The following is a 13,872-nucleotide window of genomic DNA, read 5'->3' on the forward strand; positions in this document are numbered from 1 at the left end:
CAAACGCCGTTTGCGACGACCCATGTTGCAAGTGATTTAGCATGTCAGCGACGCGCACTCGCGCGCCTTTGGGCCGCAGATTGCATCCAATGGGCCGAATTGCGACGCATTATCGCTACCTCACTGGCTGCGCATCGTTACACGGGAGGTGCTCAGACAGGGGTCTGGCGGGGGAAGCTCAACCGACGCAGCGCATCGCAAAGGCCCAGAACAGCGCATATTCGCGATATTCGCTTTTCAGGTCGGCGCTGCCCTGATGCCCGCTGTCCATGTCGGTCAGCAGCATCGCGGGATTGCCGCTGGTCGAGCGGTGCCGCACCTCGGCAACCAGTTTCGCGGGTTCCCAATAGGCGACGCGATCGTCCTTGAGCCCAGCGGTACACAGCAGCGGCGGATAAGCCGCTGCGCGGACATTCTCATAGGGCGAGATCGACGCGATATAGTCATACGCCCTGCCTTCGGCGAGCGGGTCGCCCCAGTCGGGACGGAACAGCGGCACGAGCGGGTGGCTCGCATCGCTCATCGTGTTGAGCATGTCGACGAACGGCACTTTCGCGATGACGCCGCCCCAAAGGATCGGGGCAATATTCATGCTGGCGCCGACGAGCAGCCCGCCCGCCGACAAGCCATAAGCGACGACCTTGCCCTTTGCCGAATAGCCCTGCTCACACAAATGTTCGGCGCAGGCGATGAAATCGGTGAAGCTGTTGCGCTTGGTGAACTTGCGCCCGCCGAGGAACCAGCGCCGTCCCTTTTCCGACCCGCCGCGGACATGCGCAATCGCGTAGCGCCAGCCCTGATCGACCAGCGCGAGCGCGGGGATCGAGAATAGCGGGTCACTGTTCACGCCATAGGCGCCATAGCCATATTGCAGCAGCGGCGCTTTGCCGTCCTTCGCCATGCCGCGGCGCGACAACAGCGTGATCGGCACCATTTCGCCGTCAGCGGCGGGGGCCATCAGCCGCTCGACCTCATAATCGTCGGGATCGAAATTCGCGACCTGCTGTTGCTGGACAACGGTCTGCTTGCCGTTGGTCAGATCGACCGCGATCCAGCGCCGCGGCGATTTGGGTGATTCGTGGACAATCATCACCGACGGGGCGGCATAGGCCTGCTCGCCGGGCAGCTCGATCGCATAGGCGGGGTCATCGAACGCGATGCTCTGTTCGCTGCCGTCGGCATGCTGGATGACCAGCCGGTGCAAACCGTCGGCGCGCTCCAGCCGGACCAGTGCGGCCTTGAAGGGCTGGATCTGCAAGATCGGCGTTCCGGCGCGGTGCGGCACGAGCGTGGCGAGGGTGCGAAAATCGGCGGGGTCGAGGCGCAGCAGCTGCATATCGAACGCATCATCGGCATCGGTCGTCGCCACCAGCGCGCCGTCCCACTCGTCGATTTCGTAACGCACGCCGCTCTGGCGCGGCCACACTACCCGCGGGTCGCCCGTTTCATCGGCGGCGGGGATGAGCCGCACTTCGGCGGTTTCGGGGCCGGACAGCGTCAGCGCGATAAAGCCGTCGGCGGCGGTGCGCTTAACCCCCATGAAAATTGCGGGGTCTTTTTCCTCATAAACGAGCGCGGTGGTCTTGCCGTCGATCGACGTCCGATAGAGCCGCGTCGGCCGGTTACGCGCGTCGCGCCAGATCCAGAAAAGCCACTGCGACGAGGGGGCAAAAACGAGCCCGCCGTAGCCATAGGCATCCTTGTCGACGAGCGTGCGCACGTCGCCGCTGTCATTGTCGCGGATGACGATGCGGTGGCGGTCGTTGCCGATGACATCCTCCGCCCAGGCGAAATAGCGGTGGTCGGGGCTCGGCTGATGGCCGGTGCTGCGGAAATAGGGCTGGCCTGCGGCGCGGGCGCTTTCGTCGACCAGCGTTTCGGCTGCGCTGCCGCCCTTCCTGCGGCTGTATATCGGATGCACGGACCCTGCGGGCATCGCGGAGGAATAGGCCCAGCCGTCACGCTCCAGCGCGGGAGCTTGTACCGAACCTGCCGACCGCGCGAGCATCGCCTCGACCAGCCCGTCCTGCGCGGCGCGCACCGGCTTCAGCACCGCTTCGGCATAAGCATTTTCTTCGGCGAGCATTTTGGCAACCGGTCGCGGCAGGTTGCCGCGATGGCGTTCACCGTCGGCGGGGATGAATTTCATCCACGAATAGACATCGTCACGCTTGCGACCGAGCTGTTCGATGACATGCGAGATCCGCGGCGATTGCGGGCGGGGCGCCGCGGGCCAGCGCGGATTGCCCTGCGCTGACGCCCACTGCGGTCGACCGGCGAGCAGCAGCGCCGCAACGGCGGCCCCACCCAGAAACTGCCGCCGCGCCTTGTTGCCCAGCCCGTTCATCGCGATCCTCCCGTTCGATCCATAGGCCGCCACTCTATGCCGCGCCAAATGGCGTACTGCGCCGATCAGGCCCGCCAATCCAGCGATCGGGCAAATCGCCGACCGCGCCGCGCCAAGGCGCTGCTGATGGATGGCCCGATACGGTGCGATTCTGGCCCGACCCTCGCCGACACGCGCTTTGAACCTGATAGTTTGACCCTCGGAATTGCATCGCAATCGCAATCAGGGAGGCAAGCATGTCCATAGCAGCCATAAAGCGCGTCGTAATCTGCAGCATTTCGGTGCTGGCCCTCACCCAAGGCGCGGGCGCGGTGGCGCAGAACGCGGCGACCGATGACAGCGAAATCGTCGTCACCGCCGCCAAGCGCGAACAGTCGGTTCGCGACGTTTCGGGTTCGGTCGCAGCGGTCAGCGAAGCGACGTTGCAGAAACTCAACGCGCAGAGCCTCTCCGATTATATCACCCGCGTCCCCGGCGTCGTGTTTAACGACTATCAACCCGGCGTGTCCGAAGTCGTCATCCGCGGCATCGCATCGACCACCTATCACGAAGCGAACCAGGCAACGACCGGCTATTATCTCAACGAAATCCCGCTGATCGAGCCCGGCTTCCCGCTCGTCATCCCCGACGTCGACAGCTTCGACGTCAGCCGCGTCGAAGTGCTGCGTGGGCCGCAGGGCACCTTGTTCGGATCGTCGTCGCTGGGCGGCGCGATCAACTATGTCGTCAACGAGGCTGACCCCGGCGGGTTCGATGTCGGCGCCGAAGGCCAGCTGGCTTCGACCAAGGGCGCCGGTGAGGTCAGCTATGCCGCCAAGGCGATGGTCAACCTGCCGATCGTGACCGACAAGCTGGCCGTGCGCCTCGTCGCGCTGCAGCGCGTCGATGCCGGTTATCTCGACAACACCTTGCTCGGCGAAAACGGCAGCAACGACCTGCGCGTCCGCGGCCTGCGCGGCTCGATCGTCTTCACCCCGACCGACAGCACGCGCATCTCGGCGCTCAGCATGTATCAGGAATATGATCTCGACGATCAGACCTATGTATTGTTCGGCCCGCCCAAAACCTTTGACCGCGCAACCAATGTTGCCGAGTTTCAGGACACCGATTTCATGCTCCACAGCTTGCGGATCGAGCAGGATCTGGGCTTTGCGACCCTCACCGCGGTCGGCAGCTATACCGAAAAGAACGCCAATCTCGCTTTCGACAATTCGATCTTCGGCGGCAACGACCCGCGCACCAACACCCCCGAGCTCGCGAGCAGCAGGGGCAAATCGAAGACCGACTATGCCGAACTGCGTCTCGCCTCGCCCGATGGCGGCCGGTTCCGCTGGCTGCTTGGCGCCAACTATACGCGGCTGCGCTCAAGCAACACCGACGGCACCTTCATCGAGGGCATTGGCGATTATATCGATGCCAATCCCGGGATGTTCGGCGGCCAGTCGGGCGACACGCTGGCGCCAGGCGATCTTGCCACGCGCACCGTCAGCAGCAACCGCGTCACCGAAAAGGCGGTCTTCGGCGAGGCGTCTTTCGACATCGTCGATACGCTGACGCTGACACTCGGCGGCCGCCTGTTCGAATATCGCTCGCGCCCGCGACTGCAATATCTGCCCAATGCGAACCTGATCGCGCCCTTTGATTATGCGCCTGCGGCAAGCAAGGATGCGGATTTCATTCCCAAGGTGTCGCTGACCTGGAAACCCAGTGACGATGTCATGGTCTATGGCCTCTATTCCGAAGGTTTCCGTATCGGCGGCATCAACGTCTATTCCGCGGCGACGCCGGGCCTGCCGCTCAGCTTTGAAAGCGATACGACGAAGAATTTCGAAATCGGGACGCGCTTCGACCTGATCGACAAGACGCTGACCGTCGATGTCACCGCCTATCATATCGATTGGGACAATGTGCAGGCGCGGCTGTTCACCCCCGTCGATTTCAACGCCTATACCGTCAACGGCGGCGGCGCCAATGTGGATGGGGTGGAAATCAGCCTGACCCTGCGCCCGACGCGCAACCTGACCTTCGCATCGAATATCTCGTACAACGACGCGCGCTTGTCGCAGCTGCTTCCCGACAGTTTCGCGCCGGGTGGCGGCTATGCCAAGGGGACGCAATTGCCGGGGGCGTCGGACTGGATCCTCGCCAACAGCATCGACCTCAATTTCCCCGATTCCTCGATGAAGCCACGCGTCGGCATCGCGCACCGCTATCTTTCGGCAGCGCCGGTGGCGTTTGGCGCGGCGCTTGAAAAGGGCGACTTCCATATTGTCGATATCAATGCCGCCTTCACCGTGGCGGACCGGATCGAACTGGGATTGTTTGCGAAGAATTTGTTCAACCAATATGGCATCCTCAACGCGCCCTTCTCGTTCGCGGGATCGGTCACCCGCCCGCGCACGATCGGCGCAAGCCTGCGGTTCAGTCTGGATTGAGGTTGAAGACTTCCTCCCTGTCGCGAAGCGATGGGGAGGTGGCAGCCCGAAGGGCTGACGGAGGGGCTTTGGCGCGACCGTCGCTGCCCCTCCACCCCTCCCCATGGCTGCGCCACACGGAGGATATACTCAGAACCCCGACAGAAACGCCGCGACATTCAGCCCCAGGTCGCCGACGGCATAACCGCCCTCCATCACCACCAGCGTCGGCAGGCCGAGCGCGGCGATCGATGCCGCCATTTCTACATAGTCGGGGCGTTCCAGTTTGAAGCTGGAAATCGGGTCATTGCTGTGCGTATCGGCACCGAACGAGACGATCAGGCAGCGCGCGCCCCAATCGACAATCGCACCCAGCGCGGTGTCGAGCGCCGGACGATATGCCGCACCATCGGTACCGCGCGGCAGCGGTAGGTTGAGCGTCGTTCCTTCACCCGCCCCCTCGCCGCGCTCATCGGCATGGCCCCAGTAAAAGGGATAGTCGGTCAACGGGTCCGCGTGAATTGAGGCAAAAAAGACACTGTCGTCTTCGTAGAAGATGTCCTGCGTGCCGTTGCCGTGATGATAATCGACATCGAGGATCGCGACTGGCCCCAGCCCCAAGGCTTCCGCCTGACGCGCCGCGATCGCGGCGTTGTTGAGGTAGCAATATCCGCCCATATAATCGTGCGACGCATGGTGGCCGGGCGGACGACACAGCGCGAAGGCGTGGCGATCTCCGACTTTCAACCGATCAAGCGCGGTCAGTGCGCATTGCGCCGACCAATAGGCCGATTCCCAGGTTCCCGCTGCAATCGGCGTCGAGGCATCGAAGCTATAGGCGCCGATGTCGGCGTCGATCCGGGCGAATTTCAGCGGCCGCCGCCGCACCACAGGAAAGCTGTAGCCGATCGCATCGCCCTTGCGCCCCGCCGCTTGCCAGCCGTCCCAGGCGCGTTCGAGGAAGGCGAGATAGTCGGCGTCATGCACCGCAAGCAGCGGCGCCATGCCGAAATCGCGCACCGGCTGCCAATCGGCCATTGCCGCAACGATCGACCGCGGCCGTTCGATATTCTCGGCATAGGGGACAAACTCGCCATTGTGCAGCTCGCGTTCGGGGGCGTGCCTTGCCTGCCGGTCGTCGTAAAACAGCTTCACCTTTGTGCCTGTCCTTCCATCCACGCCGTAAGCGCCGGATCGGGATGGCGCGCGACGATTTCGGCAAAGCCATGCGCGCTTTCATCTTGGCCGAGCTTGAAGACGGGATCGGCGCTGCGGACATGGGCGCGAAAGGCGATGATGTGTTTCAGCATCGGGGCATAGCGCGGACCGAGGCGATCGGTCGACCATTTGCTGCCCTCCATCGCCGCGACGAGCCGTTCGATCGCTTCGTGCGTTTCGTCGCCGACAAACTCGACCTCGACCTGGTAGCGCAGCACCGCATAATTCCATGTCGGCGCCCAGTCTGGCTTGGAGACAAGCGACGGTGAGACATAGGCCGCGGGACCGTTGAACAGGATCAGGCCGTGCGGGTCGGCGCGAAAATCGGCGACGAGCGGGTTGCCGAGCGCGCAGTGACCAAATAGCGCGGCGACGCTGCCGTCTTCGCCCGTCTCGGCGAGTAGCGGCAGCGGGCTGGCGTTGAACTGGCGCGAGACGAGCCAGCCCAGCGGATAGTCGGCGATCAGCCGCGCGCTGTCGGCGGGATCCAGCGGATCAAACGGGCGCGACATGCCCGATTGTCCTGCCGATCCACGCCGCCTGATCGTCGAGCGCGTGGGCCGCCAGCGGCGCAATCGACATCGCTTCGAGAAAGCTGTGCGTCGCGCCCGCATAGACCTGGCTTTCGGTCGCGACCCGCGCGTCGGTCAGCCGCGCGGCGAAGGCATGATTGCTGTCGGCCAATATGTCGCATTCGGCGATTGCGAGAAAAGCAGGCGGCAGGCCCGCCAGGTCGGCGCGGAGCGGCGCGACCAGCGGGTTATTCAGCTGCGCGGGTTCGGCAACATAATTATCCCAAAACACATCCATCTCATCGGCCTCGAGCGAATAGTCGCCCTGTCCGAAACGCGCATAGCTTGGCGTATGTTCGGGCGCAAACGCGCCATAATTGAGGATCATCGCGGCGGGCAGCGATCGGCCCGCGTCGCGGCGCAGCAAACAGGTTGCGACCGACAGGTTGGCACCTGCCGAATCGCCGCCGATCAACACCCGCTCGGCATCGAGGCCCAGCCGCGCCGCGTTCGCCGCGATCCAGTCGAGCGCCGCCGAACATTCGTTCAGCGCCACCGGAAATTTATGCTCGGGCGACAGGCTGTAATCGATGCCGACCACCGCGATACCCGCGCGCGCCGAATATTCGCGCATCAACCGGTCGTGGGTGTCGATGCTGAACAAGGTCCAGCCGCCGCCGTGGATATACAGCATCACCGGCAGCACCGCGTCCGCCACTGGGCGATGCAGCCGCAGGCGGATGCCGTTCATATCCATATCGACGCTTTCGGCCATGATCGGGCCGTCCTCGCGCCACGGTTTGCGGACGCGCTCGGCGACCGCACGGCGCGTTGTCATGTCCGATCCGGCAGGGGCGGCATGGGCGACATAGGCAGCGTTGATTGCATCGACGAACCGCCTGATATCGGGGTCGACCAGGTCATCCTGTATGGCATTCAAGCCGTTCGACATCCTGATATTCCTTCCCCGGAGCGCTTCTTTCGACCCTGATAGCTTTTGCCCCCATCTTCCTATCGACCGTTCGGGCCAAACACCACATGACGCAGGCCATTAGCCCGATTGCCGCTGGCCAGCACCCGGCGCGGCCTATAGAGTGGGGTCAGCTGATATTTGTGGAGAATGGGCCATGAAGCACAGCGTCGACGTTCTTTCGTTCGATCGCCCGGTCATCGCGCTGCAGGATGAATATCCTGCTGGCTTCGTCGACCCGATGCACAGCCATGATCATGTCCAGATTCTCTACGCCTCGGCTGGGGTAATGTCGGTGCGCACGCCCGAGACCAGCTTCGTCATCCCGCCGCAACGCGCCGTGTGGCTGCCCGCAGGGATGCGGCACGAGGTGGCCTGCCGCGGCCCCGTGTCGCTGCGCACGCTGTACCTGCCGAGCGCCCCGGGTGAGGAGGCACGGATATGCCGCGTCTTTGAAGTATCGAACCTTTTGAAATCGCTGATCCTCGAAGTCGTCGATTTCCCGCCGCTTTACGACATTGCGGGCCGCGAAGGCCGGATCATCGGGCTATTGCTCGACGAGATCGAACGCATGCCGAACGCGCCCTACCAAGTGTCGATGCCGTCCGACCCGCGCTTGCTGCGCGTCTGCAACGCCATCCTTGGCGACCCGTCGGACCCGCGCGATATCGACGACTGGGCCAATGTGGCCGCGATGGGGCGACGCACCTTCACACGCAGCTTCAAGCAGGAAACGGGCATGGGGCTCGCGGTGTGGCGCCAGCAAGTGCGGTTGATGGAAGCGCTGTCGCTGCTCGCCGCCGGGGCGTCGATCACCCAGGTGACCTATGAGGTCGGTTACGACAGCCCCAGCGGCTTTGCGGCGATGTTTCGTCGCGCCTTCGGCGTTCCACCCAGCCAGTATTTGAAACCATAACCCTCGGTGGGGTATTCGAGCTATGGCACTAACCTAGGCGTCCAATTGTCGTTACACACGATCCGTTCGGCCGGAACCTCCAGCAGTGCGACTTTCATGTGCCGTTGCGTCTTCGCTTGAATGGGCCGTCGGAGGTGCGAAGCGGTTGCAGTATGCTCCGACCGAACGGCTGCTTTCAGGCATGGCCAAATTAACATGGGAACGACCGACATCAGGCGCGTAGCGGACATTAGGCAATGCCCTCGCTAATCAATCCAGCAGCCGAGATGCGCTGACACCAAATGGCACCGCGAGCTTCTCGACGATGGTTATGGTGGGATTGCGCCTCCCCCTCTCGATATCACTCACGTAGGTGCGATGAATATCCGCTCGATCGGCATAATCCTCCTGGCTCCAGCCCTTTTCCTGGCGGAGCTGACGAACGTTATGAGCGAGGCGAAGCCGGATTTCCACGGCCGCATAAGCAGACTGATGTGACCGATATATCTACAGACAATGAGTGACAATCGACTTGACTGGTCGGGTCACGCCAAGCCAATTGCCTCCCATGTTACTGATCGTCGACATGAGAGGGAATGTGATGAGGAACAGGTGCCACCTAGCGATTGCCGTATCCTTGGCCGCTGCTTTTGCCGCTGGGCCAGCCGCGGGGTCGCAGGCCAACGATCTTGATCCAGGCTGCGTACAGAAACTCGCAGCAGCGGGCGCGCCGGCGGATTTTGCCGACCTTGTGGGCACGCTCCCCGCGATGGAAAAGAAAACCCCGTATGAAAGCACGGCAGACTATGAGCGGCGGCTGGCCGCTGCTTCGGGGACCAGCTCCGCCGCGCTGCTGCTGGCTCGCAAGCCCACCCGCGTCGGCGAGGGTCTATCTTACGACGCTGAACGCCGGATCCTCAAGATCTACGCGACCGCCTTCGGCGCCGGTGCGATCAACTTTACGATGATTTTCGGGATGGCACCGCATGGTCAGGATGCATTTGCCAGCGCCGTGGCATTCAGTCTCGAAGCGACAGAAGAGAGCAAGGACAGTTATGAAGCCACGAACGGTTTCGGAGCAAAGGCCATGGTCAACCGCACGACGAGGCGCGTCCATGCGGTTTGGGAGCGCCACGGCAAACGCGGCGAGTCCCAGTTCGCTGGCAAGAATGCCTTCACGCCGCTCGCCGAAATAGTGATAGCGCCCGATCTGGCTCGCGACGTCATCGAGCGCGGGACCATTGCCTTTCTGGCGGTGCCGACGCCGCCTTTCAAAGCAACCGGTGTTGATGGTGTCGCGCCTGATTTTCAGCGCCCGCGCGAGCGGGTGGACAATGTCACGGCCTTGATAGCCGATGTACAGTGCGCCTACGTCCGGCAAAGTGATGGCACGGCGATTGCTGCCTTCGCGGTTCGGTAAGCGCGCCATCGGCTTAAGCCAAAGGCATCCCCGCCCCAACTACGCGTGGGCTGGTCAGTATAGTTCCCAAGGCTCGGTGCCATTGTCCTCGATGCCCCAGTCATCGCCGATCGTTTCGATCGTGCCATCGTCATGCGCCACAAACATGGTCGGCCCGACTTCCAATGCGCTCAGGCCAGAAAAGCCCTGCTGGCGCAGCACCCAGTTCAAGAGCTGCGTCAACGCATCAGCTTGGTCGTCAAACCGTGCATTCGGGAACCCGAGCAGTTCTGCCTTGAATTCCGGCAGCCACGGCGCGTCTTGCGGAAGCAGAAGCTGTCCGCCTTCGATCTGGCCCGACGCCCCCGCCATGCGCGATACCTTGTCCAGTTCGGGTCGGCGCGGGATCGGCAGCGGCACACCTCTCGGTTGATCGTTGCGCAGCGCCTGAAGCAGCTGCTGCCCCGATGCTGCGTCTTCAATCAGCAGCGTCTGCGGGCGATATTCTTGGGCCAGGCGGATTGCGTGCCGCTTGAGATCGGGGAACGTCAGCTTTCGCCGAAACACGTCAAGAATGCGGACTTCAGAATGATATACGTTGGCGGTGATGCACACTGACCAATCATTGTGGACGCCGTCTTTGCTGGCAGTATCCCATGATTGCATGATGTGGCCCGGCCTGGCGGCAAGATCGGCGTCGGTATAGGTCCGCAGCCATTCCGCCTTCACCATGTTGCCGACGGCGGGAAGCGGGTTCTGCTGATACTGGGCCTCGAAGGCGAGCGAGCCCATCGCAAGTTTCTGTGCTTCCAGCACAGCGAGATTCTCGCGCTCGGGGTGCAGAATGTCGCCGGCCTTGCGATAATGGCTTTTGCCGCGCGGAAGCGCGATGATCTCGTCTTCGGCTGCGATGGCCGAAAGGCGCAGTTCGCGCCACCCTGGCGTTTCGAGCAGCATGCCGGCGAGATCATGTTCGTGCAGCCGCTGCATGACGGTGATGATCGCGCCCGACGCCTTGTCGTTGAGCCGCGAAGTGAGCGTGGATCGGAACCAGTTGTTCACCGCTTCACGCGTCGTTTCAGAATAGGCTTCGTCGGGCTTGATCGGATCGTCGATGATCAGGATGTCGCCGCCGCGCCCGGTCAACGTGCCCGTGATCGACGTTGCAAGCCGCCCGCCGCCGCGGGTGGTTTCAAAGTCACCCGACGCTGATCGCTTCTGCGACAGGATCGTGCGCGGAAACAGCTCGCGGTACCAGCCCGTCTGAATGATCGCGAGGCAATCACGCGCAAGTTTACCCGACAGCTCGTTTGAATAGCTGATGCACACGAAGTTCCGGCGCGGATCGCGCCCCAGCATCCACGCGACCCATGCCACCGATATGGCAATTGATTTGAGGTTGCGCGGCGGCAGGGTCACCAGGAGCCGCTGGTTCTCACCGCGGTCGATCCGGTCGAGTTCATGGGCGATCGCGTCGAGGTGCCAGTTCCAGCTGATCGGATCGCCGCCGCGGATCGACGGGAAGGCCTTGCGCAGGAATGCCCGGAAATCGCGCCGCATCAGTTCCTGCAGGACAAGCCCTGGATCATTCGGATTTATCACCGTCGCCTCCCTCTGCAGAACCTTCGATCAGCTCGTCTGCCGGGCGCGGTTGGCCATCCCGCCCACCTGCTCCCGCCTTAGCTTCGGGCTCACCAAGCTCGCCCAGCATGTCATCGAGAATGGCCTGATCCTGCGGCGACAGACTACGCCGCTCGGCTCCGCGATCTTCGGTGCCAAGAACCTGCACGATGAGCGGGAGCAGCGTTCGCGCGGCCTTCAGATCTCCGGCTGCCGCGCGGGCCGCGAGGGCCATGACTACAAGCTGTTGGCGCCGCCCGGTGACCGGCTTGCCGTTGATCTGAATCGTCTGCTTGGCATCAAGCTCTTCGGCGAGGTCGGTCTTCAGGCCCTTTTTGCCTTTCTGCTTTCCTTTCGGGTTGCCCGACTGCCCCGGCGGAAAGCGGCTGTGCTTCGGCGGCTTGCCGTAGCCGACGTCATAATCATTCTTCCCGTCAGCCATGATCCACCTCCTCGCCGATCGCGAGATCGGCTTCGAGATCGGCGAAGCGGGCGCCGTCTTCGCGGATGGCATCAAGACCCGAGGCCGCCATCAAGCGGCGGATGCTGGTGTCGCAATGCAGCGGATCGAGTTCGATCGCCGCGCCGCGGCGGCCCGTCTTGTGTGCCGCGATCAGCGTCGTTCCCGAGCCGCTGAAGGGGTCTAGGATGAGGTGACCGCGGTTCGAGCAGTCGAGGATCGCATCGGCTACGAGCGCCGTTGGCTTTACCGTCGCGTGCGCGGCCAGGTCGCGGTCGCGCCCCTTTCGGAAGCTGTTGGCGCCGGCGTGCTCCCACACATTGGTTCGATAACGTCCGGTTTGGCCGAGGCCGAAGTTGTTGACGTGTTTCGCGGTGCCGGATTTGAAGACGAACAGCAGCTCGTGCTGGGAGCGATAGAAGGTCCCCATCCCGGCATTCTGCTTTTTCCAGACGACGAGCTGCTTGAACCCAGAATACACGCCATCTGCCGCATCGAGCATCTCGCGAATGTGTCGCCAGTCAATACAATGGTAATGAATGGACCCGTTCGAGGCGAAGCGGACGCAGTTGCGGAAAATGGTGCGCAGGAAGGCGGTAAATTCAGCAGCGGTCATTTCACCTGACGCTTCGGCGAACTCGCGATGACGATGTTTGCCAAGCCCCGATACATGGCCATCGATAGGGACATTGTACGGAGGATCGCTGAACACCATGTCCGCCCGATCACCGCCCAGCAGCGTCTCGTAACTTTCGACGCTTCGGGCATTTCCGCAGTAGAGGCGGTGTGGGACGATCCCCCACAGATCGCCCTCGCGTGACACCGGCCGGGCATCGAGGTCGGGCAGCTCGATCTCTTCTGCTTTGTCTTTGACCGCCTCTTCGGGCAGCGAAAAATCTAGGTCGGCCGTCGAAAATCCGGTGATCTCGAGATCATATCCCCCGTCAAACAGGATGCTCAGCTCGTTCGCGAGCAAGTCTTCGTCCCAGCTGCTCAGCTCTGCGATGCGATTCTCGGCAAGTGCGAAAGCACGGCGATCGGCGTCGGTCAGAAAGCGCGCGCGAATGGTCGGAACGCTGTCGATGCCCAATCGTCCTGCGGCTTCCCAGCGCCCGTGTCCCGCCGCGATCATGTCATCGTCGTCAATGATGATCGGCACAAGAAAGCCGAAGCGCTCGATGCTCGCGGCGATCTGGGCCAGCTGCTTGTCATCATGTTTGCGCGCGTTGATCGGGTTGGGCTTGAGCCCTTGGCGCGGCATCATTTCGATGCTTGGATGCGCTCTGTGTTCCATGCACTTGCTCCTACCTAGGTGGAGCAGTTCATTTAGAGCAGCATCGGATCAGCCTCACTCACGGAAAATCGGTTCAATTATAAGCGATGATATTCATCATGCGGCGCGCCGCAGGAGGGTGCATTGCAAGTCGCTCGGACAGGACCAAATGCGCGAGCTCGAGCGCCCGCTCGCTTGGCGAGCGACCGCCCCGGGGATCGTTGAAGCTCCCCACATGGGGAACCCGTATTCCCGTACCATCGTCGATCTGCTTTTTGATCAGATGGTACAAATAGCGGATCATGTTGTTGCGCTGCAGAGACTGCATAGAACGATGATGAGAAATCGCGCGCTGACGATCCGTGACGCCCTGACCTTTGGCAATTCGTTCCGCGAGTGCTCGCTGAAAATTCGCCGGCATGGCGCCGCGATCCACCTGCATTATTCGGCGAGCGAGCGCGTGACGCTCTTGGCCGACCTTGGTGGGGCGGCCCCGCTTGCGGCTCAGACAACGGACAATCGCCGCGCCATCTTTGGTAGGCAGGTCGTCACAATCGAGCCGTTCAAACGCCTCGAGCAGCATCTCGTCCGTCGGCTGCCCGCCGCGCGCGACATACATGTCCACCATCGCCGCGGTGGTTGCAGAATAATGCGAAAAATCCACGCTCATTGAGGCGTCTTTCCAGAAATCCCGGTCAAAGCGCGGGAAAATTCCCTGCTCCGGCATCTAGGGAATTTTCGCGCATTTGCCGCGAATTTCAAGG

The 13,872-nt window shown here is 62.5% G+C and carries 12 protein-coding genes; 3 read left to right on the top strand and 9 right to left on the bottom strand.

The genetic code is table 11. The annotated features are described in order from the left end of the window. Positions 1–178: 178 nt before the first annotated feature. Positions 179–2,347, bottom strand: a complete 2,169-nt coding sequence (locus tag VGN68_RS01005; protein ID WP_327472998.1) for a S9 family peptidase — start codon at positions 2,345–2,347, stop codon at positions 179–181. Between the two features lie 236 nt (positions 2,348–2,583). Between VGN68_RS01005 and VGN68_RS01010 the strand changes: the two genes are divergently transcribed. Then, the gene (locus tag VGN68_RS01010) at positions 2,584–4,782 is read left to right on the top strand and encodes a TonB-dependent receptor (RefSeq protein WP_327473000.1); all 2,199 of its coding nucleotides are present in this window, start codon (positions 2,584–2,586) and stop codon (positions 4,780–4,782) included. 129 nt (positions 4,783–4,911) lie between these two features. Here VGN68_RS01010 and VGN68_RS01015 read toward each other — a convergent pair whose 3' ends face one another. The 3 genes from VGN68_RS01015 to VGN68_RS01025 are packed head-to-tail and all read right to left on the bottom strand — an operon-like array spanning position 4,912 to position 7,443. Beyond that, a complete protein-coding gene (locus VGN68_RS01015; RefSeq protein WP_327473002.1) occupies positions 4,912–5,916 on the bottom strand; it encodes a histone deacetylase family protein in 1,005 nt (334 codons plus the stop codon). Then, a complete protein-coding gene (locus VGN68_RS01020) occupies positions 5,913–6,491 on the bottom strand; it encodes an FMN-binding negative transcriptional regulator (protein ID WP_327473004.1) in 579 nt (192 codons plus the stop codon). Before VGN68_RS01020 ends, VGN68_RS01015 begins: the two co-directional genes overlap by 4 nt. Continuing rightward, positions 6,475–7,443, bottom strand: coding sequence for an alpha/beta hydrolase (locus VGN68_RS01025; protein WP_327473006.1), 969 nt, complete (start codon positions 7,441–7,443; stop codon positions 6,475–6,477). Before VGN68_RS01025 ends, VGN68_RS01020 begins: the two co-directional genes overlap by 17 nt. 175 nt (positions 7,444–7,618) lie before the next feature. On the opposite strand from VGN68_RS01025, the gene VGN68_RS01030 reads away from it, so the two are divergent. Further along, on the top strand, positions 7,619–8,377 hold the full coding sequence (locus VGN68_RS01030; RefSeq protein WP_327473008.1) for a helix-turn-helix transcriptional regulator: 759 nt from the start codon (positions 7,619–7,621) through the stop codon (positions 8,375–8,377). A 249-nt stretch (positions 8,378–8,626) separates the two neighbouring features. On the opposite strand, the gene VGN68_RS01035 is transcribed toward VGN68_RS01030, so the two are convergent. After that, positions 8,627–8,830, bottom strand: a complete 204-nt coding sequence (locus VGN68_RS01035) for a helix-turn-helix transcriptional regulator (RefSeq protein WP_327473010.1) — start codon at positions 8,828–8,830, stop codon at positions 8,627–8,629. 94 nt (positions 8,831–8,924) lie between these two features. Here VGN68_RS01035 and VGN68_RS01040 point away from each other — a divergent pair, with 94 nt between their 5' ends. Beyond that, a complete protein-coding gene (locus VGN68_RS01040; RefSeq protein ID WP_327473012.1) occupies positions 8,925–9,776 on the top strand; it encodes a hypothetical protein in 852 nt (283 codons plus the stop codon). 54 nt (positions 9,777–9,830) lie between these two features. On the opposite strand, the gene terL is transcribed toward VGN68_RS01040, so the two are convergent. The 4 genes from terL to VGN68_RS01060 all read right to left on the bottom strand — a co-directional run bounded on the left by terL (position 9,831) and on the right by VGN68_RS01060 (position 13,835). After that, positions 9,831–11,357 carry a phage terminase large subunit gene (gene terL, locus VGN68_RS01045; RefSeq protein ID WP_327473014.1) on the bottom strand — a complete coding sequence of 509 codons (1,527 nt, stop codon included), beginning with the start codon at positions 11,355–11,357 and terminating at the stop codon, positions 9,831–9,833. Beyond that, the gene (locus tag VGN68_RS01050) at positions 11,341–11,817 is read right to left on the bottom strand and encodes a DUF5681 domain-containing protein (RefSeq protein ID WP_327473016.1); all 477 of its coding nucleotides are present in this window, start codon (positions 11,815–11,817) and stop codon (positions 11,341–11,343) included. Before VGN68_RS01050 ends, terL begins: the two co-directional genes overlap by 17 nt. Further along, positions 11,810–13,129, bottom strand: coding sequence for a DNA methyltransferase (locus tag VGN68_RS01055; protein ID WP_327473018.1), 1,320 nt, complete (start codon positions 13,127–13,129; stop codon positions 11,810–11,812). Before VGN68_RS01055 ends, VGN68_RS01050 begins: the two co-directional genes overlap by 8 nt. Before the next feature lie 73 nt (positions 13,130–13,202). Next, positions 13,203–13,835: a hypothetical protein gene (locus tag VGN68_RS01060; protein WP_327473020.1), complete on the bottom strand. Its 633-nt coding sequence runs from the start codon at positions 13,833–13,835 to the stop codon at positions 13,203–13,205. Between the last annotated feature and the right edge of the window lie 37 nt (positions 13,836–13,872).

This window comes from Sphingopyxis sp., assembly GCF_035998965.1.
Classification (GTDB): domain Bacteria; phylum Pseudomonadota; class Alphaproteobacteria; order Sphingomonadales; family Sphingomonadaceae; genus Sphingopyxis.